Annotated in this window: 13 protein-coding genes; 5 read left to right on the forward strand and 8 right to left on the reverse strand. The window is 67.5% G+C overall.

Going from position 1 to position 13,468, the window contains the following annotated elements; genetic code table 11:
- Positions 1 to 18: 18 nt before the first annotated feature.
- The 6 genes from MicroSTF_RS03370 to leuC all read right to left on the reverse strand — a co-directional run bounded on the left by MicroSTF_RS03370 (position 19) and on the right by leuC (position 6,370).
- Positions 19 to 1,101 carry a D-alanine--D-alanine ligase family protein gene (locus MicroSTF_RS03370; protein ID WP_036271561.1) on the reverse strand — a complete coding sequence of 361 codons (1,083 nt, stop codon included), beginning with the start codon at positions 1,099 to 1,101 and terminating at the stop codon, positions 19 to 21.
- Complete coding sequence (locus MicroSTF_RS03375; protein WP_373695502.1) at positions 1,007 to 2,164, reverse strand: NAD(P)H-dependent glycerol-3-phosphate dehydrogenase; 1,158 nt, start codon at positions 2,162 to 2,164, stop codon at positions 1,007 to 1,009. The genes MicroSTF_RS03370 and MicroSTF_RS03375 overlap by 95 nt, the downstream gene beginning before the upstream one ends.
- Positions 2,130 to 2,894 (reverse strand): lysophospholipid acyltransferase family protein, encoded by a 765-nt coding sequence (locus tag MicroSTF_RS03380; RefSeq protein WP_322953582.1) that lies wholly within the window; start codon positions 2,892 to 2,894, stop codon positions 2,130 to 2,132. Before MicroSTF_RS03380 ends, MicroSTF_RS03375 begins: the two co-directional genes overlap by 35 nt.
- A complete protein-coding gene (murA, locus tag MicroSTF_RS03385; RefSeq protein WP_021200428.1) occupies positions 2,891 to 4,258 on the reverse strand; it encodes a UDP-N-acetylglucosamine 1-carboxyvinyltransferase in 1,368 nt (455 codons plus the stop codon). The genes MicroSTF_RS03380 and murA overlap by 4 nt, the downstream gene beginning before the upstream one ends.
- 66 nt (positions 4,259 to 4,324) lie before the next feature.
- Positions 4,325 to 4,921, reverse strand: a complete 597-nt coding sequence (gene leuD / locus MicroSTF_RS03390; protein WP_021200427.1) for a 3-isopropylmalate dehydratase small subunit — start codon at positions 4,919 to 4,921, stop codon at positions 4,325 to 4,327.
- A gap of 3 nt (positions 4,922 to 4,924) precedes the next feature.
- Positions 4,925 to 6,370 (reverse strand): 3-isopropylmalate dehydratase large subunit, encoded by a 1,446-nt coding sequence (leuC, locus tag MicroSTF_RS03395; protein ID WP_322953585.1) that lies wholly within the window; start codon positions 6,368 to 6,370, stop codon positions 4,925 to 4,927.
- Positions 6,371 to 6,561: 191 nt separating this feature from the next.
- On the opposite strand from leuC, the gene MicroSTF_RS03400 reads away from it, so the two are divergent.
- Together MicroSTF_RS03400 and MicroSTF_RS03405 are read left to right on the forward strand one after the other, a co-directional pair.
- Positions 6,562 to 7,857, forward strand: coding sequence for an O-acetylhomoserine aminocarboxypropyltransferase/cysteine synthase family protein (locus MicroSTF_RS03400; protein ID WP_029259082.1), 1,296 nt, complete (start codon positions 6,562 to 6,564; stop codon positions 7,855 to 7,857).
- Entirely contained in the window at positions 7,854 to 9,167 is a 1,314-nt protein-coding gene (locus MicroSTF_RS03405; protein ID WP_322953587.1) for an LLM class flavin-dependent oxidoreductase, read from the forward strand. The genes MicroSTF_RS03400 and MicroSTF_RS03405 overlap by 4 nt, the downstream gene beginning before the upstream one ends.
- 19 nt (positions 9,168 to 9,186) lie before the next feature.
- Here MicroSTF_RS03405 and MicroSTF_RS03410 read toward each other — a convergent pair whose 3' ends face one another.
- Complete coding sequence (locus MicroSTF_RS03410; RefSeq protein WP_322953588.1) at positions 9,187 to 9,684, reverse strand: DUF427 domain-containing protein; 498 nt, start codon at positions 9,682 to 9,684, stop codon at positions 9,187 to 9,189.
- Positions 9,685 to 9,720: 36 nt separating this feature from the next.
- On the opposite strand from MicroSTF_RS03410, the gene MicroSTF_RS03415 reads away from it, so the two are divergent.
- The gene (locus tag MicroSTF_RS03415; protein ID WP_136024828.1) at positions 9,721 to 10,317 is read left to right on the forward strand and encodes an LON peptidase substrate-binding domain-containing protein; all 597 of its coding nucleotides are present in this window, start codon (positions 9,721 to 9,723) and stop codon (positions 10,315 to 10,317) included.
- Positions 10,318 to 10,356: 39 nt separating this feature from the next.
- Here the strand turns inward: MicroSTF_RS03415 and MicroSTF_RS03420 are convergent, their stop codons facing one another.
- A complete protein-coding gene (locus MicroSTF_RS03420) occupies positions 10,357 to 11,361 on the reverse strand; it encodes a TerC/Alx family metal homeostasis membrane protein (protein WP_021200421.1) in 1,005 nt (334 codons plus the stop codon).
- Between the two features lie 289 nt (positions 11,362 to 11,650).
- On the opposite strand from MicroSTF_RS03420, the gene MicroSTF_RS03425 reads away from it, so the two are divergent.
- Positions 11,651 to 12,211, forward strand: coding sequence for an RNA polymerase sigma factor (locus MicroSTF_RS03425; protein ID WP_029265475.1), 561 nt, complete (start codon positions 11,651 to 11,653; stop codon positions 12,209 to 12,211).
- Positions 12,208 to 13,356 (forward strand): DUF4349 domain-containing protein, encoded by a 1,149-nt coding sequence (locus MicroSTF_RS03430; RefSeq protein ID WP_322953591.1) that lies wholly within the window; start codon positions 12,208 to 12,210, stop codon positions 13,354 to 13,356. The genes MicroSTF_RS03425 and MicroSTF_RS03430 overlap by 4 nt, the downstream gene beginning before the upstream one ends.
- The last annotated feature ends 112 nt before the right edge of the window (positions 13,357 to 13,468 follow it).

Below are 13,468 nucleotides of genomic sequence, written 5' to 3' on the forward strand. Positions count from 1 at the left end.
CCCCGGGGAACTCCGATCTCAGCGGCGCAGGCCCGCTTCGATGAGCTCGGTGATGAGATCGCCGTAGCTCAGGCCCGATGCGACCCAGCACTTGGGGAACATCGAGATCGGGGTGAATCCCGGCATCGTGTTGAGCTCGTTGACCACGAGTTCACCCGACGGCGTCAGGAACATGTCGACACGAGCGAGGCCTCGTCCGTCGACAGCCTCGAACGCGCGGACGCCGATCTCCTGGATCGCCGCGCACTCCGCATCCGTCACCTCGGCCGGACACACGACGTCCACGCCGTCACCGCCCAGGTACTTGCCCTCGAAATCGTAGAAGCCCCGCGACGTCAAGACGATCTCGCCGGGCAGCGAAGCCTTGACTCCGTCAGCGGTCTCGAGCACCGCCACCTCGATCTCGCGCCCGCTCACCCCGGTTTCGATCAGGACCTTGTCGTCTTCGGCGAAAGCCACCGCCAGAGCCGCGTCGAGCTCGTCGGCGGTCTCGACCTTGGACACTCCGACGCTCGAGCCCGCGCGGGCGGGCTTCACGAACACCGGGAGGCCGAGTTCCGCAGCACGCGCACGAACGTCTGCGGCACTGCGGTCCCAGTCCTTTCGGCGCACCGTCACCCACGGCGCGACCGCGATGCCGGATGCCTCGAGCGCGATCTTCATGAAGTGCTTGTCCATGCACAGAGCGGAATCGAGGACACCGCCTCCGGCGTAGGGGACCTCGAGGGTGTCGAAGTAGCCCTGGATCGTGCCATCCTCCCCGTGGGGTCCGTGCAGGATGGGCAGGACGACGTCGATCTCCCCCAGCCCCTCGACGGTGCCATCGGCGTGCACGACCCGCAACGTGCGGTCGCCACCGGGCTCCGGCCACAGCACCCGAGTGCCGTTGTCGACGACTTCGGGGAGGTGCGCGGCATCGAGCGGGAACTTCGCCGGATCGTCGTCCTCGAGGACGAACGCTCCTTCACGGGTGATCCCGACGGGGATCACGGCGTAGCGGTCGCGGTCAATCGCGCCCAGCACGCCCCCCGCCGTTGCGGAGCTGATCGAATGCTCGCTGGAGCGCCCGCCGAAGAGCACCACCACCGTCTGCTTGTCCATGGTTGGTCCTCTCACCCTGCGGGGTGTCGTCGTCCGTCGTCAGATGGGGTGCGATGTCTCGCGGATCCATCTTGCCGTCGAGCACCATCTTCACCTGCTCGACGATGGGCATGTCGACCTCGGCTTCGCGAGCGAGCTGCAGGATGGGCGCGACGGAGGCGAGTCCCTCGGCTGTCTGCTGCATCTGCTTCACGACGTCCTGGAAGCTGTATCCCTGACCGAGCAGTCGCCCGGCGGTATTGTTGCGGCTCAGTGGCGACTGGCACGTGGCGATGAGGTCGCCCAGTCCGGCGAGGCCCTGAAGCGTCTCCGGGTGCGCGCCGTTCGCGACCGCGAAGTCGGTCATCTCGACCAGTCCACGGGTGATGATCGACGCCTTGGTGTTCTCGCCGTAGCCGACACCGTCCACGATGCCGATGGCCACGGCGATCAGGTTCTTGAGGACGCCACCGAACTCGGTACCGATCACATCGGTGTTCACGAAGGTACGGAAGTAGCTGTTGCGGGCCGCGCGTGCGACGATCTCCGCCGTCTCCTGGCTGCGTGAGGAGATGACGGCGGCGGTCGGCTGCTCCCGGGCGATCTCGAGGGCGAGGTTCGGCCCCGAAGCCACCGCGATGCGATCGGGGTCACACCGCAGCTCCTGCTGGATCACCTGGCTCATGCGCAATCCGGTGCCGCGTTCGACACCCTTCATGAGGCTGATGATCTTCGCGTCGCTGTCCGCGATCAGCGGCCGCAGAGCTTTCAGGTTCTCGCGCAGCGACTGACTCGGTACGGAGAGATAGACCTGGTCCACCCCCTCCAGCGCGGTCGCGAGCTCGTGGGTCGCCGCCATCGTGCGGGGAAGGTTGATCCCTGGCAGGTAGCGCGAATTGCGCTTGGCCTCGTTGATCTCCTGGGCGAGTTCGGCACGACGCGCCCACATCGTCACCTGGGCGCCCCCGTCGGCGAGGATCTTGCCGAAGGTGGTCCCCCAGCTGCCCGAGCCGATGACGGCGGCCCGTGGGCCTGCTGCAACGGTTCTCTTAGGAGTCAAGGCGCCCGGTCTCCTTCTGCCCATGGCTCGCGGGGTTCCACCGCTCCGCCGGTGCCTTCTCGTCCCGCAGCTCCTCGAGGAGCGCGGTGATCGCGTTCATGAGTCGATTGGTGGCCTCGGTGAGGGCCGCCGGCTCTCCGGCACGCTCGCGCAGATCGGAGACGTCGACCGGATCGCCGATGAGCACCTGGACCGGCTTGCGCAGCGGCCAGAGGCTCAGACCCTTCTGGTAGCGCCCCATGATCGCCTGGGTGCCCCACTGGGCCATCGGGATCAGCGGGATGCCATCGGCGAGGGCCAGGCGTACCGCACCCGACTTGCCGCGCATAGGCCACAGGGCGGGATCACGCGTGAGCGTGCCCTCAGGGTAGACGATCACGCCGCGGCCGTGCTCGACGAGCTCCTCCGACTGCTTCATCGTCTGCCGTGCGGAGGCAGCGGACGAGGTGCGCGCGACCGGGATCATCCCGGTGCGGTGCAGGAACCAGCCCAGCACCGGGACCGAGAAGAGGCTCTCCTTCGCCATGAACCGCGGCGCGCGACCGGAGCGCCACACGGCGACGGCGACGATGAGCGGATCGAACTCGGAGTAGTGGTTCGGCGCCAGGACGTACGACCCCTCCTGGGGCAGCTTCTCGGCCCCGCGGACACGGATCTTCGCGATCAGAGAGACCGGCGGGATGATCAGCGCCGCGAGCGGCCAGAAGATGCTCGGACGCTTCGTCTCCGGTGATCGGGACGTCACCGCGGTCACCGGATGACGTCGAAGTCGGCGCCGAGCGCGTCGAGCTTGGCGAGGAACTTCTCGTAGCCGCGGCTGAGGATGTCGACACCCGACACCTTCGATTCGCCGGTGGCCGTCAGTGCCGCGATCACATGGCTGTAGCCGCCGCGGAGATCGGGAACCACGATGTCCGCGCCATGCAGAGGCGTCGGGCCGGTGATGACTGCCGCCTGCTCCAGGTCCCGCCGCGGAACGCGGCGCGGGCCGTCCTGGAGACCACGGGGGTGCACGACGATGTCGGCCCCCATCTTGACCAGGGCATCGGTGAACCCCATCCGATTCTCGTACACGGTCTCGTGCACGACGGAGCGGCCGTGTGCCTGCGTGAGAGCGACGACGAGCGGCTGCTGCCAGTCGGTCATGAAGCCGGGGTGCACGTCGGTCTCGATCACGACGGGCTTGATGTCGCCGTCGCGACGGAAGAGGATGCCGTCTTCCTGGATGTCGAACCAGCCGCCCGCCTTGCGGAAGACGTTGAGGAACGTGAGCATCTCCTGCTGCTTGGCGCCGCCGACGAAGATCTCGCCGTCGGTAGCCAGCGCCGCGGATGCCCACGATGCCGCCTCGTTGCGGTCGAAGATCGACCTGTGGTCGTATCCGCGGAGCTTCTCGACGCCCTCGATCACGATGACGCGGTTCGGCTCGTACGAGATGATGGCGCCCATCTTCTGCAGCACGGCGATCAGGTCCATGATCTCGGGCTCGATGGCCGCGTTGCGCAGCTCCGTCACGCCTTCGGCGCGGACGGCGGTGAGCAGCACCTGCTCCGTGGCACCGACGCTCGGGTACGGAAGGTGGATGTTGGCGCCGTGCAGACGGCTTCCCCCCGTCGAGAGGCGGATGCCGCTGGGCAGCTTCTCGACGATCGCGCCGAACTTGCGCAGAGCGTCCAGATGGAAGTCGATGGGACGATCCCCGATGCGACATCCACCGAGGTCGGGGATGAACGCCTGACCGAGACGGTGCAGCAGCGGTCCGCAGAACAGGATCGGGATACGCGAGGCTCCCGCGTGGGCGTCGATCTCCTCGAAGTGCGCCGACTCCACATCGCTCGGGTCGAACACGAGCGAACCGGGCTCATCGCCCTCGGATACGCGAACGCCGTGCACCTCGAGCAGCGACCGCACGACGGCGACGTCACTGATCGCCGGCACGTCGCGCAGAGTGCTCACGGTCTCGCCCAGGAGCGAGGCGACCATGGCCTTCGTCGCCAGGTTCTTCGCGCCCTTGACATCGACACGGCCGCGAAGCGGACGTCCGCCTCGGATGGCGAGGACGTCTCCGGTGAGGGCAGGGACTCCGTCCGGAAGAGCGTCGCGCACAGGTGTCGTCATTCGGAGCCTCACTTCATTCACGGATTTCGGGGGCGGGTTGCCCCTGGCTCCCCCGCCCCCACCGTCTTACTGAACGGGAAGGGTTCGGGGCCGCCACGACTCGCGACGGGCCTCGAACTGCGCGATCTTGTCTTCGTTGCGCAGCGTGAGCCCGATGTCATCGAGCCCTTCGAGGAGCCGCCATCTAGTGTAATCGTCGATACCGATGTCGGCCTGGACGTCGCCGATGGACGCGGTGCGCGCCTCGAGGTCGACGGTCATCTGGACCCCGGGATTCCGGTCGATCTCAGCCCAGAACCGCTCGAGATCCTCTTCCGAGATCGTCGCGGCGAGCAGACCCTGCTTGCCCGAATTGCCCCGGAAGATGTCGGCGAAGCGCGGGCTGAGCACGACTTTGAAGCCGAAGTCCCGGAGCGCCCAGACCGCGTGCTCGCGGCTGGATCCGGTGCCGAAGTCGGGTCCGGCGAGAAGCACCGATGCCCCCTGGAAAGGCGCCTGGTTGAGAACGAAATCGGGATCCTGACGCCATCCGTGGAACAGAGCGTCCTCGAAACCGGTCTTCGTGACCCGCTTGAGGAAGACGGCGGGGATGATCTGATCGGTGTCGACGTTCGAGCGCTTCAGGGGCGCCGCGATACCCGTGTGAGTGGTGAACTTCTCCATGATTCAGAACCCTTCCGTGAGGTCGCTCGGGCTGGACAGGGTGCCACGGATCGCGGTGGCTGCGGCGACGAGCGGCGAGACGAGGTGCGTGCGCCCTCCCTTGCCCTGCCGGCCCTCGAAGTTCCGGTTGGAGGTGGACGCACAGCGCTCCCCCGGAGCCAGCTGATCGGGGTTCATCCCGAGGCACATCGAGCATCCGGCGAAGCGCCACTCCGCCCCGAAGTCCTTGATGACCTTGTCGAGGCCCTCCGCCTCGGCCTCCAGCCGCACCCTGGCGGATCCGGGGACGACCATGACCCGCACCCCGTCGGCCTTCTTCTTGCCCTCGATGATCGAGGCGAACGCACGCAGGTCCTCGATACGACTGTTGGTGCACGACCCCATGAAGACCGCGTCGACCGGCACCTCCTTGAGCGGTGTCCCCGGAGTCAGATCCATGTACTCCAGCGCACGCTCGGCGGCGGCGCGCTCGTTCGGATCGTCGATCTCGGCCGGGTCGGGCACCGAGGCCGAGAGCGAGCTGCCCTGACCGGGGTTCGTGCCCCACGTCACGAAGGGCTCGAGCTGGTCGGCATCGATGAACACCTCGGCGTCGAACGTCGCGCCGTCGTCGGTCGGCAGCGTGCGCCAGTACGCGACGGCCTCTTCCCAGTCCTGTCCCTTCGGCGCATGCGGGCGGCCTTCGAGGTATGCGAACGTCGTCTCGTCGGGAGCGACCATGCCGGCGCGGGCCCCGGCCTCGATGGACATGTTGCAGATGGTCATCCGGCCCTCCATCGACAGGGCGCGGATGGCGCTGCCGCGGTACTCGAGCACGTATCCCTGACCTCCGCCGGTGCCGATCTTCGCGATGACCGCGAGGATGATGTCCTTGGCCGTGACACCGGGGCGGAGCGTCCCCTCGACGTTGATCGCCATCGTCATGAACGGCTTGAGCGGGAGCGTCTGGGTCGCCATGACATGCTCGACCTCGCTCGTGCCGATGCCGAACGCCATCGCGCCGAATGCGCCGTGGGTCGACGTGTGCGAATCGCCGCACACCACCGTGATGCCGGGCATCGTCAGCCCGAGCTGAGGACCCACCACGTGCACGATGCCCTGTTCGGCGTCGCCCAGCGAGTGCAGACGCACCCCGAACTCGGCGGCGTTGCGGCGCAGCGTCTCGATCTGCGTACGGCTGGTGAGATCGGCGATCGGCTTGTCGATCTCCCACGTCGGGGTGTTGTGATCCTCGGTGGCGATCGTGAGATCGAGACGGCGCAGCGGGCGGTCTTCGCTGCGCAGTCCGTCGAAGGCCTGCGGGCTGGTGACCTCGTGCACCAGATGCAGGTCGATGTAGATGAGATCCGGCTCGTCGTTCTCACCCTTCACGACGAGATGGTCGTCCCAGACCTTCTCTGCGAGAGTTCTGCGGCGTGCGGAATCGGCACCGTTTGCGGGGGTGGTCATTGCGTGTCTCCTGTGGCTGGCGGTTCGGCCCACGATGGACTCCGCGACGAGGAGGGGCTCAGAACGAGGTCTCGTCGCGGCGCCTAAGAAGAAGGAGGACGGCCCGCATGACGTCAGATTACCACCGCTCGGACATGCTCCTCCCCGTCATGACACTCTGTTGAGCACCCCGACCGACCGAGAGGCACCGCATGACCGTCGACTCCGCCCGCTTCGCCACACGCGCGGTCCATGCGGCGAGAACCCGCGAGACTGCGGCGTCGCGCGCGACGCCGATCTATCTGACGGCGGGCTTCGAGTTCGACGACTTCGATCACGCAGCCGATCATTTCCGCACAGGGACAGGCTTCGGATACACGCGCACCGGGAACCCCACGGTGCGCGCGGTGGAACGGCAACTGGCCGCCCTCGAATCGGGAGCGGACGCCGTGCTCGTCGCCAGCGGCCAGGCGGCGGTCGCCACAGCCCTGCTGACCGTCGCGGGCGCCGGCGATCACATCGTGTCGTCCACGCACATCTACGAAGGCACCAGAGGCCTGTTCCTCGACAACCTGGCGCGGCTCGACATCGAGACGACGTTCGTCGACGACATCGCCGATCCGGAGGCCTGGCGCTCGGCGATACGCCCGAACACCCGTGCGCTGTTCGCCGAATCGCTCGCCAACGCGCGCAACGACGTGCTCGACATCCGCACCGTCAGCGGCATCGGCGACGAGCACGCCATCCCGCTCATCGTGGACAACACGCTGGCCACGCCTGCGTTGCTGCGCCCTCTCGAGCACGGAGCTGCGATCGTGGTCCACTCCGCGTCGAAGTTCCTCGCCGGACACGGTTCCGTGCTCGGTGGCGTGCTCGTCGACGACGGACGCTTCGACGCCGAGCTGGCGGGCCACAACGCCCCCCACCTCGTACTTCCCGGTCGGGGCGAGACGCCCAGTGTCTTCGCGCGACACGGCGGTCGTGCCCGCATCGCGTACGCCAGGGAGTCGGTGGCTCCGCGCTTCGGCGCCTCTCCCTCGCCGCTCAACGCCTTCCTGATCGGACAGGGCGTGGAGACGCTCGGACTCCGGGTCGAGCGTCAGTCCCGCAATGCTCTGCAGATCGCCCGGTGGCTGGAGCAGCACGAGGCCGTCGAGAGCGTGGACTACGTCGGACTCCCCTCCCACCCCGACCACGCGCTCGGGAAGCGCTACCTCGACGGCGGTTCCGGCTCGATCTTCACCTTCACCCTTCGGGGCGGACTCCCGGCGGCGCGCCGCTTCGTCGAGGATGTCCAGGTCTTCACCCACATGACCCACATCGGAGACGTCCGTTCCCTGGTGCTGCATCCGGGGACAACGAGTCATGCGCAGCGCACCGACGAAGAACGCGAGATCCTCGGCGTCGGACCGGGCACCCTCCGCCTGTCGATCGGCATCGAGGACGTCGACGATCTTCTCTCCGACCTGTCTCGCGTGCTCCAGGGTGTGCGGGAGACGGTGGCATGACCCGCCCTCAGCACTTCGGCTGGTTCCTCGCCCGTGGCTTCGGCCCGCAGGGTTGGGGATATCCGTCGCTCGACTGGGACTACGACTGGACGCGTCCCGAGATCTATCAGGAGGCCGCGCGGACGCTCGAACAGGCCGGGTTCGATCTGGTCATCATCGAGGACGCACCATCTCTGGGATCGCCTTCGACGATCGACCTGCGGGTGCGGCACGCTTTCGGCGGGCCGAAGCATGATCCGCTCCTCCTCGCGCCGTACCTCTTCCAGGCGACCAGGCATCTCGGCGTGGTCCCGACGGTGAATCCCGCCGCCTCCCTCCCCTACACGGCGGCGCGGCAGTTCGCGACCTTGCAGCACCTCAGCGGTCACCGGCTCGGACTCAACGTCGTCACCGACACCGGCAGCGCCCGCCACTTCTCCGACGCGACGCAGCTGGGACACGACGAAGCGTACGACCGCGCCGAGGAATGGCTCACCGGCATCCGCTCGCTCTGGCGCAGCTGGGATGACGGGGCCCTCGTCGCCGACCGCGAGACCGATGTCTTCGCCGATGGCACGCGGTTGCGGGCCGTCACGCACCGGGGCGAATACTTCGCGTTCGACGGACCGCTGAACGCCGTGCCGTTCACCGAGGGGGAACCCGCGGTCGTCTCGCCCGGCGGCTCGGGCCGAGGACTCGGCTTCGCCGGTGCGAACTCCGACGTACAGCTGGCGCTCGCCCCCCTGCACGAGAAGTCCGTGCGCGACTACCGCGCCAAGGTGCACGAGGCGGCGGTCGCGAGAGGCCGACGTCCGGACGACATCAAGATCCTCTTCGCCATCCAGCCCGTGATCACGTCGTCGAGCGACGAAGCCGATCGCATCGTCGCGGCCTCTACGCACCCCGACGACGCCGCGCTCGTGCAGATCGCCCGCAAGCAGTCGAGTGATCTCGAGACCGACCTGACGTCACTCGACCTCGACCGGCCGCTCGACCTCTCGATCTTCGGCGCCCATGTCTCGCGGGGCAGCATCCAGCGCCTGATCGGCGACCGCGGGGAGGACGCCCCGCTGCGTGCGCATCTGAGCGCGCTCGCCCGCGCCGGTCGCCTCAAGGATCGCACCGGATTCGTCGGCACCGCCGAGGAGTTCGCAGACCTGATCGACGAGCTCGGCGACTGGGGCAACGACGGCGTGCTGCTGTGGGGCGACTTCCACCCCGTGACGCTGCACCGGACGCTCGATGAGCTCGTACCCGTTCTGCGCCGCCGCGGGATCCTCCGACGCGAATACGCAGAGGGTGGCCTGCAGGCGAACCTGCGCGCGTTCTGATCGGCGGTCGGACCGACGGTCACCAGCCCAGGGAACCGGGATCGCCCTTGAAAGGGCCGACGACGGACGAGGTGACCCAGCCGCCGTAGAACCCACCCGGCTGTGGCGTCGCGATCTCGTCGCCCACCGTGCACTCGTCCATCGAGGCCGCGTACACGGCGATCCGATCGGTCAGCGCCTCGAATCCCGGTGTCGGATTCGGATAGTTCCAGGCGGCGCCCCGGCGCACGGTGCCGCCGTTGCGCACGTCGAAGTAGCGGGCCGCGCCCTTGAACTCGCAGAACGATGCGCCATCGGCCTCGACCAGTGCACCGCGGACGAAGTCGGCGATCGGAAGGTAATACACGGGAGGGTGGCTCGTCTCCAGCACGCGCACCGCACGACGGGTATCGGCGATCAGGTCTCCGCCGAGGCGGATCGTGACGCGCTCCGTGACCGGCTCGACGCGCGGGGGCCTCGGGTAGTCCCAGACGGATTCCTGTCCGGCGGCCGGGGCGATGGGACGAGGTCGACGCATCTGTTCACTTTACGTCTCTCGGTGTTGACTGGTGCCGTGACCGTCATCCCGATGTTCCCCCTCGGCTCCGTGCATTTCCCGCATACGCCGCTTCCCCTCCGCGTGTTCGAGCCGCGCTACCTCACGATGATCGGCCGGCTCCTGGATGAGGAGGACCCTCGATTCGGGGTCGTTCTCATCGAACGCGGTCACGAGGTCGGCGGGGGTGATCGGCGCAGTCCTATCGGGACGATGGCCCGGCTGGTGAACGTATCCGCCGGTGCGGATGCGTTGCTCGCCGTAGCCGTCGGCACCGACCGCTTCACGGTCGAGGAGTGGCTCGATGACGACCCCTTCCCCCGCGCCGAGGTGACGTCGCTGTCCGCGCTCGAATGGAACGACGAGCTCACTCCGCTCCGCACTGAAGCCGAGGCGATCGTGCGCCGCACTCTCGCACGCGCCCCCGGAGCGCAGTGGGACGCCGACACCGAGATCTCGGACGAGCCGGTCGCCGCGGCCTGGCAGCTCGCGGCGATCGCTCCCCTGGGCGAGTACGACAGATATGCACTGCTGAACTCCACCACGATGGGTGGGCTGCTTCGTCAGATCATCGACCTCACCCTGGACGCCGAGCTTCTGTGGTCACGCGGATGAGAGGAGAGGCGTCCGCTGGCGAGCGTGCCGCCGCCGGCGTCACTCCACGGTGGTGGATCGCCTCGCCACGCGCTTCTCACGGGACGACGCGATCAGGCTTGCGACCGTCGCGATGGTCATCGAGGCCAGGATCACGCCGAGCGAGACCATGTTGCTGATGTCGGGCACCCACTCGACGTGCTCGCCGCCGTTGATGAACGGCAGTTCGTTGACGTGCAGGGCGTGCAGGATCAGTTTGATGCCGATGAAACCGAGGATGACGGCGATGCCGTAGTGCAGGTAGCGCAACCGGTCGAGCAGGTCGCCGAGCAGGAAGTAGAGCTGGCGGAGCCCCATCAGCGCGAAGATGTTGGCGGCGAAGACGAGGAAGCCGTTCGTGGTGATCTCGAAGATCGCGGGGATGGAGTCGATCGCGAAGATCAGGTCGGTCACACCGATGGTGATGAAGACGATGACCATCGGCGTCCACATGCGCTTGCCGTCCACCGTGGTGCGGATCTTCGAGCCGTCGTAGGTCTCGCTGATATCCACCCGGCGACGCAGCAGCCGCACGATGAAGTTCTCACGCTGCACCTCGCCCTCGTGGTCGCCGTCCGGCATGGCCTGGCGGATCGCGGTCCAGATGAGGAAGGCGCCGAAGATGTAGAAGATCGGCGAGAAGTTCTCGACGATCGCGACGCCGGCGAGGATGAAGAGCCCCCGCAGGACGAGCGCGATGATGATGCCGATCATCAAGACCTGCTGCTGCAGCCGTCGCGGAACGGCGAACTGGGCCATGATCAACACGAAGACGAACAGATTGTCGATGGAGAGGCTGTACTCCAACGCCCATCCGGTGATGAAGTCGCCGGCGTTCTGCCAGCCCCCGACGTTTCCGAGGAGCACGGCGAACAACAGCGCGAGGCCCACGTAGAAGACCACCCAGAGTGTGGATTCCTTCGTCGACGGGATGTGCGGCCGGAGCCGGATGAGGAGCAGGTCGCCGATCAGGATGATCGTGAGGACGATCATCGAGGTGATCTCGAACCAGACGGGAATGTCCAAGGGCGCACTGCACCTTTCGCGGAGGGGTCGGGAATGAGTCGAAAGTCTCTCCCCCGCACTGACGTGCGGCGCGCGCCCGGAGCAGCGATGACGGTGCTCGTGATGACGTTACGCGCGGATTCGGGATACTCCCTCTCGCCCGGGCAATGCTACCGGAGCCTCGGCATCAGCGGGGTCGGATGACGCCCGAATCTTCGCGCGCCACCCGACCCCCGGCTCCCGCATCGAATCTGAGACGATGGGGCGTCGATCGACACTCTCCCTGTGAGAGACACCGAACGGAACCGGGATGCCCCTGCAGACAGATGACCAGAGATGGGCGGCGCAGGCCGCGGCGGGCGACGAGAGCGCCTTCCGCGAGCTGTACCGCACACACGTGCGACCTGTGTACTGGATCGCGCACGGCATCCTCGCCTCGCCGGCCGACGCGGAGGATGTGACGCAGGAGACGTTCGTCGTCGCCTGGCGCAAACTCCCCCGTCTGGAGCTCCAAGGTGAGTCGATCCTGCCCTGGTTGGCCACGATCTGTCGCTTCCAGGCAGCGAATCGAGTTCGCCAACGTCGGAGGGATCAGGCGCACACCGCGGAGGCGGTCGATGAGACCCTGTTGCCGGACACGGTGAGCGTCGAGGAACAGGTCATCACGGCGGAGCTGGCTGCGCGGATCGCGCAGGAGGTGGGCACGTTGAGCGAGCTGGACCGCGAGATCTTCCGCCTGTGCGCGTCGGAGGGCTACGCCTATCAGACGGCTGCCGAAGAGCTCGGGGTGACCCACGCGGTCGTTCGGAATCGTCTCTCCCGAGTGCGCACGCAGTTGCGGGGCGCCGTCACGGAAGCGAGAGACGCATGAACGAAAAGACCACCAGCGGCGACCTGCCCGACCTCTCGGACGAGACGATCGCCCGCATCGAAGACGCGGTCTTCGCCGAGATCGCCACCGAGCGGGCCCCCGCGCACGTCGGGAAAGCGCGATCGCGGACGCGCCAGCGGCGTTGGCTCACCGGCGCAGGCATCGCTGCGGCTTTCGTCGTGGGTGTGCTCGTGACTCCGCCGATCCTCGGTGCCGTCGGCGGGGGCACCTCCGTCACGGCCGACGGTATGAGCACTTCCGGCGGCTCCGTCGCCGATTCCGCTCCCTCCTCCCCCGAGCGGATCACAGGGATCACACCCGAATCGCTGCCCGACGGCGCACTCAGCTCCGGCACGGACGGAACTCTCCCCGGCACGGTGGAGTCCGGCACCGCGGAGGCCGACACCGGACGCCAGATCATCGCCACGGCGCAGGCGACGGTCCAGGTGAAGAGCATTCCCGATGCCGCGACGGCGATCGCCGCCCTGGCGGAGGAGCACGGCGGTTACGTCGAGAGCACGGAGATCGGGAAGTCGATCGCCGCCGACGGCTCCTCCGAGCCGGCCCCCGTTCCCGCCGATTCGGCGTACGGCTGGATCAGCATCCGGGTGCCGTCGGCTGATCTGCCCGACGTGATCGCCGCTCTCGATGACACCGGCGACGTGCTCTCGTCGTCGACGTCGAAGCAGGACGTGACATCGGTCGCGATCGACCTCCAGGCGCGCGTCGACTCCACCCGAGCGTCGGTCGAGCGGCTCACGCAGCTGATGGCGCAGTCGGGAACCGTCGCCGAGCTGATCGAAGCCGAGGTGGCGCTGACAGACCGCCAGGCACAGCTCGAATCGTATGAGCAGCAGCTCGCCGCCCTCGACGATCAGGTCGCCACGTCATCGCTGCAGGTGCAGCTGACCAAGGCGAGCACGCCGACCACCGCCGACCCTGCCGGCTTCGTCGACGGGCTGACGGCGGGATGGAACGGGCTCGTCGTGTCGCTGAACGCGCTGGTCATCGCCCTGGGCTTCCTCCTCCCCTGGCTCGTGATCGCGGGCGCCGTCGTGCTCGTCGTCTGGTCCCTCCGCCGCGCACGACGGAACCGACGCCTCGCCGGCGCGACGACATCAGACGAGACGATCGTCGAAGCCTGACGCGGCCGGTGTCAGGAAGAGGCCGTCTCCCTGTGGCGGGAGCCGGCCTTTTCCTGATTTTCCGGCTTATACAAGAACACTTGTGCATCTTGTGCACCGCGATTAGCGTCGT

Origin of the sequence: Microbacterium sp. STF-2, assembly GCF_034650155.1 — a bacterium.
Taxonomy (GTDB): domain Bacteria; phylum Actinomycetota; class Actinomycetes; order Actinomycetales; family Microbacteriaceae; genus Microbacterium; species Microbacterium maritypicum_A.